Annotated in this window: 12 protein-coding genes; 1 reads left to right on the plus strand and 11 read right to left on the minus strand. The window is 63.9% G+C overall.

The genetic code is table 11. The features are described 5' to 3' along the window. Positions 1-179 precede the first annotated feature (179 nt). From ACU8YE_RS18110 to ACU8YE_RS18155, 10 genes are all read right to left on the minus strand, one after another. Entirely contained in the window at positions 180-491 is a 312-nt protein-coding gene (locus tag ACU8YE_RS18110) for an STAS domain-containing protein (RefSeq protein WP_260804099.1), read from the minus strand. Positions 492-565: 74 nt separating this feature from the next. Further along, on the minus strand, positions 566-1,201 hold the full coding sequence (locus tag ACU8YE_RS18115) for an MlaC/ttg2D family ABC transporter substrate-binding protein (protein ID WP_232041171.1): 636 nt from the start codon (positions 1,199-1,201) through the stop codon (positions 566-568). Between the two features lie 152 nt (positions 1,202-1,353). Next, positions 1,354-2,157, minus strand: coding sequence for an MlaA family lipoprotein (locus tag ACU8YE_RS18120; RefSeq protein ID WP_232041172.1), 804 nt, complete (start codon positions 2,155-2,157; stop codon positions 1,354-1,356). A gap of 3 nt (positions 2,158-2,160) precedes the next feature. Further along, the gene (mlaD, locus tag ACU8YE_RS18125) at positions 2,161-2,682 is read right to left on the minus strand and encodes an outer membrane lipid asymmetry maintenance protein MlaD (protein ID WP_024977847.1); all 522 of its coding nucleotides are present in this window, start codon (positions 2,680-2,682) and stop codon (positions 2,161-2,163) included. 37 nt (positions 2,683-2,719) lie between these two features. Beyond that, positions 2,720-3,487 (minus strand): lipid asymmetry maintenance ABC transporter permease subunit MlaE, encoded by a 768-nt coding sequence (gene mlaE / locus ACU8YE_RS18130; protein ID WP_045203038.1) that lies wholly within the window; start codon positions 3,485-3,487, stop codon positions 2,720-2,722. Beyond that, positions 3,484-4,317: an ABC transporter ATP-binding protein gene (locus tag ACU8YE_RS18135; protein ID WP_446929297.1), complete on the minus strand. Its 834-nt coding sequence runs from the start codon at positions 4,315-4,317 to the stop codon at positions 3,484-3,486. Before ACU8YE_RS18135 ends, mlaE begins: the two co-directional genes overlap by 4 nt. Before the next feature lie 268 nt (positions 4,318-4,585). Continuing rightward, positions 4,586-5,635, minus strand: coding sequence for a Bug family tripartite tricarboxylate transporter substrate binding protein (locus ACU8YE_RS18140; RefSeq protein WP_373407720.1), 1,050 nt, complete (start codon positions 5,633-5,635; stop codon positions 4,586-4,588). 177 nt (positions 5,636-5,812) lie between these two features. Continuing rightward, the gene (locus tag ACU8YE_RS18145; RefSeq protein WP_446929298.1) at positions 5,813-7,276 is read right to left on the minus strand and encodes a glutamate synthase subunit beta; all 1,464 of its coding nucleotides are present in this window, start codon (positions 7,274-7,276) and stop codon (positions 5,813-5,815) included. Positions 7,277-7,416: 140 nt separating this feature from the next. Next, the gene (locus ACU8YE_RS18150) at positions 7,417-12,129 is read right to left on the minus strand and encodes a glutamate synthase-related protein (RefSeq protein ID WP_446929299.1); all 4,713 of its coding nucleotides are present in this window, start codon (positions 12,127-12,129) and stop codon (positions 7,417-7,419) included. A gap of 261 nt (positions 12,130-12,390) precedes the next feature. Continuing rightward, positions 12,391-13,116 (minus strand): transposase, encoded by a 726-nt coding sequence (locus tag ACU8YE_RS18155; protein ID WP_260804142.1) that lies wholly within the window; start codon positions 13,114-13,116, stop codon positions 12,391-12,393. A gap of 250 nt (positions 13,117-13,366) precedes the next feature. Here ACU8YE_RS18155 and ACU8YE_RS18160 point away from each other — a divergent pair, with 250 nt between their 5' ends. Further along, positions 13,367-14,041 (plus strand): OmpW/AlkL family protein, encoded by a 675-nt coding sequence (locus ACU8YE_RS18160; protein WP_446929300.1) that lies wholly within the window; start codon positions 13,367-13,369, stop codon positions 14,039-14,041. 219 nt (positions 14,042-14,260) lie between these two features. Here ACU8YE_RS18160 and ACU8YE_RS18165 read toward each other — a convergent pair whose 3' ends face one another. Then, positions 14,261-15,427, minus strand: coding sequence for a deoxyguanosinetriphosphate triphosphohydrolase (locus tag ACU8YE_RS18165; RefSeq protein ID WP_446929301.1), 1,167 nt, complete (start codon positions 15,425-15,427; stop codon positions 14,261-14,263). Between the last annotated feature and the right edge of the window lie 18 nt (positions 15,428-15,445).

Here is a 15,445-nt window from a genome sequence, read left to right on the forward strand (position 1 = left end):
GCACATGGCAGCGGCAGAGCGACAAACCCAGAATTATAGGGGAACTGCACCAACTCACGGCGCCGCACCCTGCGACGCCCAACCGCGAATGCCAGGGCGCGCGCGACGCCTCGGCCGGAGCGCGGCATCGCGATGACGGGTTCGGGGGCATCACCCCGCGCCCCGCACCGGACGCCGCGTCAATGTCGAGCGTGATGGGGAGCAGCAGGGGCTGGCGCGACGGCCAGCAGAGACTCCACGCCGTAAAGCGTGGCGAGGTTGGACAGCGCCTGCGGAGCGCCTGCGATATCGAGCACGATACCGGCGCTCTGTGCCGTGCGCTGCCACGACAGCAGCACCGCCAGCGCAGAAGAATCGACCTGCGACAAGCCAGCGCAATCGACGTGCAGCGCGGCATTGCCGGCTTCGCGCGCTTGGCCGAGCTGAGCCTCGCCCTCGCGCAGAACGCGCGGCGCTTCGCGGTGAGTCAGCGGGCCGGACAAGGTCAACATGGTGGAAATGGATACGTCAGAAAAAGAAACAGCGGCCAGAGTTGACCGCTGCATCGATTCTACCGGAAGGCTGCTTACTTTGCCGGGCCCTTCTCGAGCTGCGAGTTGCGCTCGTTCAGGAAGCTCACCAGGCCGGCCACGCCGCCACGCTTGCTGATGACATCGGCAAACTGGTTCTTGTACGTTTCCGACAGCCACAGGCCGCTGATGTTGATGTCGTACACCTTCCAGCCACCGGCCGTCTTTTCCAGGCGGTAGTCCAGGGCCACCGGCTCGCCGTTGTTGTTCACGGTCGAGCGCACCACCACGTCGGTGTCATCCGCAGCTGCACGGAACGGCTTGTACGAAACGGTCTGGTTCTTCACGTTCGACAGCGCGCCGGCGTAAGTGCGGATGAGCAACGTCTTGAAGCCTTCCTGGATCTGCTGTTGCTGCTCCGGCGATGCCTGGTTCCAGAATCGGCCCATGGCGATTTGCGTGGTGCGCTTGAAATCGGCACGCGGCACGATCTTCTGGTCGACGAGCTGGAACACCTTGCTCATGTTGCCGCCGCGCAGTTCCGGATCGCTCTTGATGGTGGTGAGCACGTCGTCCACTGCCGTCTTGACGGTGGTCTGTGCATCAGCTTCTTGGGCGTGGACCGGCGCGGCTGCAACGGCAGCCGTCAGGGTGAGTCCGGCAAACAGGGAGCGGAGGAGCTTGTTCAACATATCGCGTCCTTATAGTGTGATTTTCGGGTCGCTTGCAGCGCGTTCGCCACAATCTTGTTGGCGATTAGAACAGACCGCCCGCAAGCTAGTTCGTGCGGGCCGGCCAGTTTTACGCCTTGTCACCTTTGAGGCGACCTTGTTACGTGTGTCGATCAGCGACGGAACACCGGCCAGTTGGGGGTAAAGCGCTGGTACGGCGAGACCGTGGCGTCACCGGTATCCGGCGAGGTCTTGTTGTCCTGATCTTCCGGCAGGTTGCCGTCATAGATCAGGTAGCGACGGCGCTGCAGGTAGGCATCGCGCAGGAACGTGTACTTGTCGACAGCGGCCTGTTCGAGCACATTGCTGGCCCCAAGCAGGTTCGCGCGCACGTCCACCACGCGCAGCGCGGCCAGCGAGTAGGTGACTGCGCTGTCGTGCCAGTACGTGAGCGGATCCATCTGCCAGTCGACCAGGAACCCCACGGTGTCACGCGCGGTGCTGGGCCCGAGCAGCGGCCAAACGACGTAAGGGCCCGACGGTACGCCCCACACACCCAGCGTCTGGCCGAAGTCTTCCTTGTGCTTGGGCAGGCCGGCGTCCGACGCAATGTCGATCAGGCCACCCAGACCCAGCACGGTATTGATCGCCACGCGCATGGTGTCTTCCAGCGCGGCCGTGCCCTTCAACTGCAGCAGATTGTTGACGGCCGAATAGACATCGCCCGCGTTCGAGAAGAAATTCGACACTGCCGTGCGCGCCGGAGACGGCACCACATCGACATACGTTTGCGCGACCGGCTTCAGCACGCCCTTGTCGAGGTCCTCGTTGATACGGAAGACTTCGCGGTTGAACGGCTCGATCGGATCGGCCGGATTGGCATTCGGCCCCGTCGCACAGCCAGCCAGCAGCGTGGCGCCAGCAGCCACGGCCAGCGCAAAGCTGCGCAGCGTACGGATGGATGTCGTTGTTTTCATGATTTATTTGCTCCCACTGCCCTCAGCCGGCTTGGCTCCGCCGGCGCTGCCATTTGCGCTGCCGGCACCGGCATCCGCAGCCTTGCTGTACAGGAACTGGCTGATCAGGTTTTCCAGCACCACCGCCGACTGCGTCATCGTGATCTTGCTGCCGCTAGCAAGCATGGCCGAGTCGCCGCCCGGCTCGATACCGATGTATTGCTCGCCCAGCAGACCCGAGGTCAGGACCTTGGCCGAACTGTCTTTCGGAAACTGATAGCGCTGATCCATGTCGAGCACCGCGATGGCCTGGTAGCTCTTGTCGTCGAAGAGGATCTGCGACACACGGCCGACCACCACCCCCGAACTCTTGACCGGAGCCCGCACCTTCAACCCGCCGATGTTGTCGAAGGCGGCCTTCACCTGGTAAGTCTTGGCAAACGAGAACGAACTCATATTGCCCGCTTTGAGCGCCAGGAATAGCAGCGCAATGATGCCCACCAGTACGAACAGGCCGACCCAGAAATCGAGGACGCTTTTACGCATGATCTTTTCTCGTTGAACGCTAACGACAACCGGCGGCTCAGCTGAACATCAGTGCCGTGAGCACGAAATCCAGCGCCAGCACGGTGAGCGACGCGATCACCACCGTCCGGGTAGTCGCGCGCGAGACGCCTTCCGGCGTGGCCTTGGCCTCATAGCCCTGATACAGCGCAATGAAGGTAACCGCCACACCAAACACGACACTCTTGATGACGCCGTTCAGCACGTCGTCCATGACATCCACGCCGGCCTGCATCTGCGACCAGAACGCCCCGGGGTCTACGCCAATCAACCCGACCCCGACGAAGTATCCGCCCAGAATACCGACCGCACTGAAAATCGCCGCCAGCAGCGGCATGGCAATGAAGCCCGCCCAGAAGCGCGGCGCCAGCACGCGGGCCAGCGGATCGACGGCCATCATTTCCATGGCGATCAGTTGCTCGCCGGCTTTCATCAGGCCAATCTCGGCCGTGAGCGAGGTACCGGCGCGACCAGCAAAGAGCAGCGCCGTCACCACCGGCCCCAGTTCGCGCACCAGCGACAGCGCCACCAGCAGGCCCAGCGCCTGCTCGGAGCCGTAGCGGTTGAGCGTGTTGTATCCCTGCAAGCCAAGCACGAAGCCAACGAACAGCCCCGATACGGCAATGATGATGAACGAATCATTGCCGACAAAGCGCAGTTGCTCGATCACCAGGCGCGGGCGGCGCAACACGTCGCCGGAAGCACCAATGAGCGAAATCAACGTGCGCGCCGCATAGCCGAAGCGGCTGATCAGCACCAGAACAAAGCGACCGATGGCGGAAATCATTGCGCTCCTCCGGTCTTTCCCAGACCGAAGTCATCGGCCAGCGGCGCCCCAGGATAGTGGAACGGCACGGGGCCGTCCGCCTCACCGTGCACGAACTGGCGCACGAACGGGTCGGTCGACGCAGCAAGCTCAGCCGGCGTGCCCTGGGCAGCAATGCCGCCGTTGGCAATGAAATAAACGTAATCGGCGATGTGGAACGTCTCCTGCACGTCGTGCGAGACGATGATGCTGGTCGCGCCCAGCGCGTCGTTCAACTTGCGGATGAGCGACGCGGTCAAACCCAGCGAGATCGGATCCAGCCCCGCGAACGGCTCGTCGTAGAGGATGAGCGACGGATCGAGCGCAATCGCCCGCGCCAATGCCACGCGCCGCGCCATGCCGCCGGAAATCTCCGAGGGCATCAGGTCGCGTGCACCGCGCAGGCCGACCGCGTTGAGTTTCATCAGCACCAGATCGCGGATGAGGGCTTCGGGCAGCTCGGTATGTTCGCGCAGTGGAAATGCCACATTGTCGAAGACGGACAAATCCGTAAACAGTGCACCGAACTGGAACAGCATGCCCATCTGGCGGCGCGCCGCGTACAGCGCACGCTTGTCCATGGCGCCGATGTCCTGGCCATGCACGCGCACAGTACCGGCAGCGGCGGCCACTTGGCCGCCAATCAACCGGAGAATTGTCGTCTTGCCGCAACCGGAGCCGCCCATGACGGCCACCACCCTGCCCTTGGGGACGCGCATGCACAGGCCGGACAGGATGCGCCGCGCGCCTGGCTGATAGGCGAAATCGACCTGATCGAGTTCGACAACGGCGTTGGAAGGCTGGTTGGACACGGTGGAGGTCGGTGCTGAGGGCTCGGCAGGTTGGCGGCTTCATGCTGCCGCATCTCGTTGTCTTGACGACCGCAGACCCGCCAACAAGGGCGGCTTCGCGCGGCCCGCCATTATAGGTGGAAACCCGCGTAGCCCGTCAGTCACGCCTTTCTTACCGACAGTTTGTGTGGCTTGTTCGCCGCGCCATGGGTTTTCGGGTCTTGCGGGATGCTGAAAGTGGTGCGCCTGCGAAGTCGGTCTTGGCGGCGCGGGCAGAAACGAAAGTGCCCTATTCGCCGCTATCCAGGCGTAGGTCGGCTTGGCGAATCACCCCTTGCCAATGCGTGGCATCACGGCGCACGGCCTGGGCGAACGTGTCGGGGGCATCCCATTCCGGCTCGAAGCCGCCTGCGCGCAACGTAGCGTGGACATCTCCGGAAGCGACGGCGCGACGCAGTTCTGCCGCCGCGCGCATCGACAGAAGCCGGGGGGTGCGCGCCGGCATGAAGGTGCCGATCCAGGCGCTGCGATCGAATCCGGCGAGACCGCCTTCGCGCAGCGTCGGCACAGCGGGCGCGAAGCGCGAGCGCGCCCCGCCCGTCACCCCGAGCAACCGCAACTGGCCATTGGCCGCGGCTGCTGCCACGCTCGGATAGCAGGCGAAACATGCCGTCATGCGCCCAGCCAGAATCTGCTGCACGAGCCCGGCTTCACCGCGAACGGCCACGTGCGGCGCGTGGAAAGCGTAGTCGCGCACAAACTGCTCGGCGACGAGATGCGACCACGTGCCGACGATATCCGAGCCGCAATTGACCGTGACGGACTCGCCGCGCGCCTGCGCAAGCAGATCGGTGATGGAGTAGATCGGCAGGCGCGCATCGACGGCGAGAAACAGCGGCAGCGTAGCCACCATCGCTACCGGTTGAAAATCGCGCAGCGGGTCATACGATGCCGGTTCCAGCGCGGGCTGGGCGACGAACGTGGTCTGTTGAAGCAGAAGCGTATGGCCATCGGACGGCGCGCGGGCGACGGCCTCGCCGGCGGCCATGCCATTGGCTGCCGGGCGATCTTCGACGCCCACCTCGCGGCCGACCTGCTGCTGCAGTTGCGTCGCCAGTGCCCGGGCCAACGCATCAAACGCGCTGCCTTCCGCCGCGGGCACGACCAGACGCAGCGGTTGCGAGGGATACCCTTGCAGCAATGCATGCGCGGGCGACGTCAGCATTGCCGGCAGCACGCCCAGCCACGCAAGCGTGCGCCGCCGCTGCCGGTCCGGCATATGCGGCACATCCGGCGCGTGGGGCACATCTGCACGCACATTGCGGGCACGAGGTCGCATGAGGTGGTCGGGGATCACGGGGAGATCTCATTCTAGAAATCCGCCCGTCCGCCCTGCACTCATGTAAACCATGTCGACGTAAACCATGAGGCATGACGCTGCCGCCACAACACGCGTGTCACAAACAAAAAAGCCCGCCGAGGCAGGCGGGCCTGAGTCAGACGGTCAACCGCGTGGTCAGCGCGGCAGTTCCGAATGGCCCATGAGAAACGCGTCAACCGAGCGAGCAGCCTGGCGGCCTTCCCGGATGGCCCAGACCACGAGCGACTGGCCACGGCGCACATCACCGGCGGCGAAGACCTTCGGCACGTTGGTCGCGTAGGCGTTGTCCCCCTCGGTGGCGGCACGCGCGTTGTTGCGCGCGTCCTTCGTCACGCCAAAGGCATCCAGCACGCCGCCGACCGGGTTGGTAAAGCCCATCGCGAGCAGCACGAGATCGGCCTTGAGCGTGAACTCGCTGCCTGCAACCTCGGCCATCTTGCCGTCCTTCCACTCCAGGCGCACGGCGGTGAGGCCCGTCACGCGGCCGTTCTCGCCGATGAGCGCCTTGGTAGCGACCGACCAGTCGCGCTCGCAGCCTTCGTCATGCGACGACGACGTGCGCAGCTTGATCGGCCAGTACGGCCACACCAGCGGCTTGTTCTCTTCTTCGGGCGGACGCGGCAGCAGTTCGAACTGCGTGACCGATGCGGCGCCATGGCGGTTGGACGTGCCCACGCAGTCCGAGCCCGTGTCGCCGCCACCGATGACGATGACGTGCTTGCCGTCGGCGCGGATCGGGTTCGGCGCATCGCCGGCCACTTCCTTGTTCTGCGGGATCAGGAATTCGAGCGCGTAATGCACGCCGTCCAGATCACGGCCCGGCACCGGCAGATCGCGCGGCACTTCCGAGCCGCCCGTCAGCACGACGGCGTCGAATTGCTTGAGGATCTCTTCCGCGGCGATGGTCTCGCGTGCGTCGTTGGCGATGCCGGCCGGAACCGTCTTGTCGCCCACCATCACGCCGGTGCGGAACGTCACGCCCTCGGCTTCCATCTGCTGCATGCGGCGGTCGATCTGCGCCTTCTCCAGCTTGAAATCGGGGATGCCGTAGCGCAGCAGGCCGCCGATGCGGTCGTTCTTTTCGAACAGCGTCACATCGTGACCGGCGCGCGCCAGTTGCTGCGCTGCCGCCATGCCAGCCGGGCCCGAGCCGACAACGGCCACGGTCTTGCCGGTCTTGTGCTTCGGCACTTGCGGCGCGACCCAGCCTTCTTTCCAGGCCTTGTCGATGATGGCGTGCTCGATCGACTTGATGCCCACCGGCAGTTCGTTGATGCCCAGCGTGCAAGCCGCTTCGCACGGTGCCGGGCAGATGCGGCCCGTGAACTCGGGGAAGTTGTTGGTCGAGTGCAGCACCTCAATCGCGGTCTTCCAGTCCTGGCGATACACCAGGTCGTTGAAGTCCGGGATGATGTTGTTGACGGGGCAGCCGTTGTTGCAGAACGGAATGCCGCAGTCCATGCAACGCGCGCCCTGGATCTTGGCTTCGTTGTCCGCCAGCGCGAACACGAATTCCTTGTAATGCTTCACGCGCGCTTCGGGCGCTTCGTATGCCTCGTTCTGGCGGGGAAATTCGAGAAAACCGGTCGCCTTGCCCATGGTGTCCTTCCTGGCCCGATGCTGCTCTGCCGGCACAGTCGTGCTAGCCAGGCAGTCGAGCCTGTCTTGTGAGGTTGCGTTGTATTCGGTGGTGGCGAACGGCCGATCAGCAGATCAGCCATTCGCCCAGTCGATTGGAATCAGGCAGCGATCTGCTCGCGGCCGGCTTCCTGTTCGCGTTCGTACATCTCGGCCAGCGCACGCTTGTACTCGGTCGGGAAGACCTTGACGAAGCGGCGGCGCGCGTTGTTCCAGTCGGCCAGCAGTTCCTTGGCACGCTCGGAGCCGGTGTAGCGGAAGTGCTTTTCCACCAGCGCCTTCAGCAGTTGCTCGTCGAGCACGCGCTCGCCGTTCACCTTGTGCCAGGTCGACGGCGTGTGCGCCTTCTCCTGGTCGGCCGCCGACAGCACGGATTCCAGTGCGACCTGCGCCGTGTTGCAGCGCTTGTCGAACAGGCCGTCTTCGTCATAGACGTAGGCCACGCCGCCCGACATGCCTGCCGCGAAGTTGCGGCCGGTAGCGCCGAGCACGACGACCGTGCCGCCGGTCATGTATTCGCAGCCGTGGTCGCCCGTGCCTTCCACCACCGTGGTGGCGCCGGAGTTGCGCACCGCAAAGCGCTCGCCTGCCACGCCGTTGAAGAACGCCTCACCGGCCAGCGCGCCGTACAGCACGGTGTTGCCGACGATGATGTTGGACGTCGGCTCACCGCGGAACTCGTGCGGCGGGCGCACGATCACGCGGCCGCCCGACAGGCCCTTGCCCACGTAGTCGTTGCCGTCGCCCACCAGATCCAGCGTGATGCCGTGCGCCAGGAACGCGCCGAACGACTGGCCGGCCGTGCCCTGCATCTGCACGTGGATCGAATCATCAGGCAGACCTTCGTGGCCATAGCGCTTGGCGACCTCGCCCGACAGCATCGCGCCGACCGTGCGGTTGACGTTGCGCACCGGCTGGATGAACGAGACGCGCTCGCCCTTCTCGATCGCAGCCTTGGCCTTCTCGATGAGCTGGTGATCCAGTGCGCGATCGAGACCGTGGTCTTGCACATCGACCTGGTAGCACGGCTCACCTTCCTTCTTGGCCGGCTGGTAGAAGATGCGCGCAAAGTCCAGGCCGCGGGCCTTCCAGTGTTCGATGCCGGACTTCGTGTCGAGCAGGTCCGCGCGGCCGATCAGTTCGTTGAACGTGCGAATGCCCAGTTGCGCCATGATTTCGCGCACTTCTTCGGCCACGAAGAAGAAGTAGTTCACCACGTGCTCGGGCTTGCCCGAGAACTTCTTGCGCAGCACCGGATCCTGCGTCGCCACACCCACCGGGCAGGTGTTCAGGTGGCACTTGCGCATCATGATGCAGCCCTCGACCACCAGCGGTGCGGTGGCGAAGCCAAACTCGTCCGCGCCCAGCAGCGCGCCAATCGCCACGTCACGGCCGGTCTTCATCTGGCCGTCGGCTTGCACGCGGATGCGGTTGCGCAGGCCATTGAGCATCAGCGTCTGCTGCGTCTCGGCCAGACCCAGCTCCCACGGCGTGCCGGCATGCTTGATCGACGACCACGGCGAGGCACCGGTACCGCCGTCATGGCCGGCGATCACCACGTGATCGGCCTTGGCCTTGGCAACGCCTGCTGCCACCGTGCCGACGCCCACTTCCGACACCAGCTTGACCGACACGTCCGAACGCGGATTCACGTTCTTCAGGTCGTGAATGAGCTGTGCCAGATCTTCGATCGAGTAAATGTCGTGGTGCGGCGGCGGCGAGATCAGGCCAACGCCCGGCACCGCGTAACGCAGCTTGCCGATGTAATCCGTCACCTTGTGGCCGGGCAGCTGGCCGCCCTCGCCAGGCTTTGCGCCCTGCGCCATCTTGATCTGGATCTGATCAGCCGAAGCCAGGTACTCGGCCGTCACGCCAAAACGGCCCGACGCCACCTGCTTGATCTTCGAGCGCAGCGAATCGCCTTCTTGCAGTTCCAGATCGCGCTCGACCACTTCGCGGCCGATCACGTCCGACAGCTTCGTGCCCTGCTTGATGGGAATGCCGCGCAGTTCGTTGCGGTAGCGGCGCTCGTCTTCGCCGCCTTCGCCGGTGTTCGACTTGCCGCCGATGCGGTTCATCGCCACGGCCAGCGTGGTGTGCGCTTCCGTGCTGATCGAGCCGAGCGACATGGCGCCGGTCGCAAAGCGCTTGACGATCTCCTTGGCCGGTTCGACTTCCTCCAGCGGAATCGCGCGTGCCGGGTCCACCTTGAACTCGAACAGACCGCGCAGCGTCATGTGGCGCTTGCTCTGATCGTTGATGAGGTTCGCGTATTCCTTGTACGTCTGGTACGAATTCGCGCGCGTCGCATGTTGCAGCTTGGCGATCGAATCCGGCGTCCACATGTGCTCTTCGCCTCGGACACGGTAGGCGTATTCGCCGCCGGCGTCCAGCATGTTGGCCAGCACCGGCGCATCGCCAAAGGCGTCGCGGTGCAGGCGCAGCGCTTCCTCGGCCACCTCGAAGATGCCAATGCCGCCGACGTTCGATGCGGTGCCCTGGAAGTACTTGTCGACCAGTTCACGCGACAGACCGATCGCTTCGAAGATCTGCGCGCCGGTGTACGACATGTACGTCGAGATGCCCATCTTGGACATCACCTTGTGCAGGCCCTTGCCGATCGCCTTGGTGAAGTTGTAGATGGCTTTCTCGGCGGTCAGGCCCAGGCCCGGCGCCAATTCGGCCAGCGTCTCCATCGCCAGATAAGGGTGCACGGCTTCTGCGCCATAGCCGGCCAGCAGGGCGAAGTGGTGCACTTCGCGGGCCGAGCCCGTTTCGACGACCAGCCCCGTGCTCGTGCGCAGACCCTTGTCCACCAGGTGATGGTGGATGGCAGACGTGGCCAGCAGCGCCGGAATCGCGGCCTGCTTCTCGTCGACCGCGCGGTCCGACACGATCAGGATGTTGTAGCCCGACTTGACCGCATCGACGGCCTCTGCGCACAGCGAGGCCAGGCGCGCTTCGATGCCTTCCTTGCCCCACGCCACCGGATAGCAGATGTCCAGCTCGTAAGCCATGAACTTGCCGCCGGTGTAGTGCTCGATGTTGCGGATCTTCGCCATGTCCTTGAAGTCCAGCACGGGCTGGCTCACTTCAAGACGCATCGGCGGGTTGATGTTGTTCAGCTCCAGCAGGTTCGGCTTCGGGCCGATGAACGAGACGAGCGACATCACCACGTTTTCGCGGATGGGGTCGATCGGCGGGTTCGTGACCTGCGCGAACAGTTGCTTGAAGTAGTTGTACAGCGTCTTGTTCTTGGACGACAGCACGGCCAGCGGGCTGTCGTTGCCCATGGAGCCCGCGGCTTCTTCGCCGTTGGCGGCCATCGGGGTCATCAGGAACTTGACGTCTTCCTGCGTGTAGGCGAAAGCCTGCTGACGATCCAGCAGCTTCGCGGCCGGCTTGGTTTCGGCGGCCACGTCTTCGGGCTTCGCGTCCAGCTCGTCGAGCTTGATGCGCACGGCATCGATCCAGCTCTTGTACGGCTTGGCGTTCGCCAGGTTGTCCTTGAGTTCCTTGTCGTCGATGATGCGACCCTGCTCCATGTCGATCAGGAACATCTTGCCCGGCTGCAGACGCCACTTCTTGACGATGCGCGACTCGGGAATCGGCAGCACGCCCGCTTCGGACGCCATCACGACCATATCGTCGTCGGTGACGTAATAGCGCGCCGGACGCAGGCCGTTACGGTCGAGCGTCGCGCCGATCTGGCGGCCGTCGGTAAAGCAGATGGCGGCGGGGCCGTCCCACGGCTCCATCATCGCGGCGTGGTATTCGTAGAAGGCGCGACGGTTGTCGTCCATCAGCGTGTGCTGTTCCCACGCTTCCGGAATCATCATCATCATCGCCTGGGCCAGCGGGTAGCCGGCCATCGTCAGCAGTTCGAGGCAGTTGTCGAACGATGCCGTATCGGATTGACCCGGATAGATCAGCGGCCACAGCTTGGGCAGATCATCGCCCAGCACCGGCGACGAGATGCCGCCCGTACGCGCGTTGATCCAGTTGACGTTGCCCTTGACGGTGTTGATTTCGCCGTTGTGCGCAACCATGCGGTATGGGTGCGCCAGTTCCCATGCGGGGAACGTGTTGGTCGAAAAACGCTGGTGCACCAGCGCCAGCGCCGACACCGTGCGCGGGTCTGCCAGGTCCTGGTAGTAGCGGCCGACCTGTTCGCACAGCAGCAGGCCCTTGTAGACGATCGTGCGCGCCGACATCGACGGCACGAAGTATTCCTTGCCGTGCTTGAGCTTGAGCGCCTGGATGGCGTGGCTGGCGGTCTTGCGGATCACGTACAGCTTCCGCTCCAGCGCATCGGTGGTCATGATGTCGCGGCCGCGCCCGATGAAGATCTGGCGGATCACCGGCTCGGTCTTCTGCACCGTGGGCGACATCGGCATGGTCTTGTCGACCGGGACATCGCGCCAGCCCAGCACGACCTGGCCTTCCAGACGCACGGTGCGCTCAAGTTCTTGTTCGCAGGCCAGGCGCGACGCGTGTTCCTTCGGCAGGAAGATCATGCCGACGCCGTATTCGCCCGCCGGCGGCAGGTTGATGCCCTGCTTCGCCATCTCTTCGCGGAAGAACTGGTCGGGAATCTGCAGCAGGATGCCCGCGCCGTCGCCCATCAGCGGATCGGCACCGACGGCGCCCCGGTGGTCGAGGTTGTGCAGGATGCGCAAGCCTTGCTGGACGATCTCGTGGCTCTTCTTGCCCTTGATGTGAGCGACAAAGCCGACGCCGCAAGCGTCATGTTCATTGGTCGGGTCGTACAGACCCTGGGCCGACGGTGCGGCGGGGAAGGAATGTTGTTCCACGGCGATCTTCCGAGGTTGTGGGTACTGCGCACCGTGGAAGGCCCTCGCGATCGTGCGGATGCGGTGGCAGACAGGCAATGGCGCGCCGCACCATGAATGCGGGGTGGAACGAATATAAAAGAGCAGCCTGTAACAGGCAAAAGTTTTTAAATGGGGTCGGAGTAAATTAATAAATGCACGACAACAGTGCGGGTTTATTATTGGGGACAGATTAAATTCGTCCGCATCGAAGCACCTGGGCACGACGGCGCCGCCACCTCGCTATTCGGTACGCACGCCGCCCTCCACGACCGCCTCTGCGGGTGGGCGAGGCGGTCGCCCTTTGGGCAATGGGGCAACGCGGCGGCCTCCGGCGCGCGCCAGTGTTGCGAGAAACGCCTCGCTGCCAAGCGGCCAACCGCTGTGCACATGCTGGCGAATCTGCGCCAGCTGATCTGAGCCCAAACCTTCATGCCACAACGTTCGATAGCGAGATTGGCGCTCGAAAGGCGTATTACCAAGCCGCCAATAGCAATAGTGGTCACTCACCCACGGGATGGATTGGATGCCCACATGGTGCCGATACGTGCTCCATCGGTCGTCTTCCGGCGTGCTAACGAGACCCGCGCGCACGGCGTTGGACTCCACATACAGCAGCATCGGCAACACCCATTCGGCCGGGTCCAGCACGGTCGAGCGGAAACGCCCTTCCCACAGCGTTCCGCTGCGATCGGCCGCGGCGTTGAAGTACCGCGTATAGCGCCGCCCGACCGCCTGCAGCGTGCGCGAAAGGCTGTCCGCCACCTTGGGCGTTCCCACCAGGTGGACGTGATTCGGCATCAGTGAGAAGCCATGGACGGCAAAGTCGTGCTCGCGCGCGGCCATGCGCAACGTATCGAGATAAAACGCGTAGTCGTCGTCACCGCGAAAAACGACCTGGCGATTGTTGCCGCGCTGCAACACGTGCACAGGGACATCGGTGGGACTGAGGCGAGGCAGGCGGGCCATGGAAAAGACAGTGCGGCGAAAAGCGCCATCGTAGCGTGAAGCCGGCGAACCTGTCCCCAATTTTCGGTGGGCAAACGCTTGCATCCCGACTGTCGTCGAGGGGCGACGGCAGAGTTTGCGTGCCGTCAAATTGGCGGCCGTACGCGTCATCGACGACGGGGTGAACTTGATCCCGAGCAAATCGGCCAAGCGACTTCCCCGCGAGACTGGCTCCCATCACATCACGAGACGACACGAGAGGGAGCGATTCATGGCTTTTCACCGCCTAGCCACCGTAGCTGTTGCCGCCGGAATGCTTGCCGCCGGATTCAGCCAGACCGCCTTTGCGCAGAGCACGGATTTGGCGCCGGCCACCGGCAACTGGATGGTGCGTCTGCGCGCCGTCAACCTGACAGCCGCCAACAAATCCGACGCGGTGCCCGCACTAGCCATTCCGGCTGATGCCATTCAGATCAACAACAAGGTCCTGCCTGAGCTGGACATCTCGTACTTCTTTACGCCGCACCTCGCGGCCGAGCTGATCCTGACTTACCCGCAACAACAGGACGTCACGGTCATGCAAAGCGCGCTGGGCGGCCCGACCAAGATCGGCAGCTTCCGCCACTTGCCCCCCATCCTGACGATGCAATACCACTTCACGCCCGAGTCGCGCTTCAAGCCGTACGTGGGTGCGGGCGTCAACTACACGCGCATCTCGAATGTGAATCTGCAGGTGCCGGGCGTTGGCTCGCTGGACCTCAGCAAGAACAGCTTCGGCCCCGCGCTGCAGGCCGGCTTCGACTATCGCCTGACCGAACGCCTCTACTTCAACGTCGACCTGAAGAAGACCTGGATCAGCGCCGACGTGAAGATGGCCGGCCAGACCATCAGCAAGGTCAAGGTTGACCCATGGCTGCTGGGCGTCGGCCTGGGTTATCGCTTTTAAGGGAGGACGATCAGCGAACTGACACTGTCCTGATCGACTTTTACCGACGTGCCGCAGGGGCCGTCGACGGCGGGGGCGCTCGTCGGCGGTGGTTGGCGCGTTCGGCCCGGCATGCGTTGGGGCGGCCGGGCATTTTTTTTGGGCGTTTGCTTTTGACCTGGTTTCAGATCGCTTGGGAGCCAGGCGATCGGATAGCGGCTCGACCGTTACTGCCGTTAGTCAAACCGCATCCACGGCAAAGATGCGGCGGTGCTCCTTGATGGCGTAGCGATCCGTCATGCCAGCGATGTAATGCGCAATCCAGCGCGGCTGCTCTTCGGGGGTGGCTTTCGCTTGGTACTGCGGCGGCAGCAGGCGCGGGTCGTCCATGAAGACGCGGAACAGATCGTCGATGATGCGGCGCGCCTTCGCGGCCATGCGCATCACGAGGTAATGCCGATACAGGTTGTCGAACAGGAAGCGCTTGAGCGCGCGCGCCTCTTCGCGCATCGGATCTGAGAACGCGACGAGCGCTGGCGCGGCGCGCACATCGTCGATACATCGCGGCGCAACGTCGGCAATGCCGGCACGCGTGGTGCCGATCAGATCGACGATCAGCGCGTTGATGATGCGGCGAATGGTTTCGTTGATCAGGCGCCGGCCGCTGACATTCGGGAACGCGGCCTCGGCTTCGCGCCGGTGAATGGCCCACAGCGGCACGCCTTCGAGTTGCTCCAGCGTAATCAGGCCGGAGCGCAGGCCGTCGTCGATATCATGGTTGTTGTATGCAACCTCATCGGCAAGATTGGCCAGCTGTGCTTCCAAAGAAGGCTGTTGCCCTTCGAGAAAGCGCCGGCCCAGGTCACCCAGCGTGGCCGCGTTATTTCGCGAGCAATGTTTGAGAATGCCCTCGCGCGTTTCGAACGTCAGGTTCAAGCCATCGAATCCACCGTAGCGCTCTTCCAGCCGATCGACGACCAACAAGCTCTGCAGGTTGTGTTCGAAGCCGCCATACGGCTTCATGCAATCGTTGAGCGCGTCCTGGCCAGCGTGGCCGAAGGGCGTGTGGCCCAGGTCGTGTGCCAGCGAAACCGCTTCGACCAGGTCTTCATTCAGACGCAGGCTACGCGCAATCGACCGGCCAATCTGCGCGACCTCCAGGCTGTGTGTGAGCCTGGTCCGGAACAGATCGCCTTCGTGATTCACAAAGACCTGCGTCTTGTATTCAAGCCGGCGGAACGCGGTGCTGTGGATGATGCGATCGCGGTCACGCTGGAACTCAGTGCGCGACGTGGATGGCGGCTCGGCGTGGACGCGGCCGCGCGTCTGCGCAGAATGCGCGGCGTAGGGGGCGAGATGACCATCGAGATCGAACGGGGCGGCCGGCAAATCAAATCGGTCGTTCATCAGGCCATCTCATCTTGT

This window comes from Ralstonia sp. VS2407 (assembly GCF_052950655.1).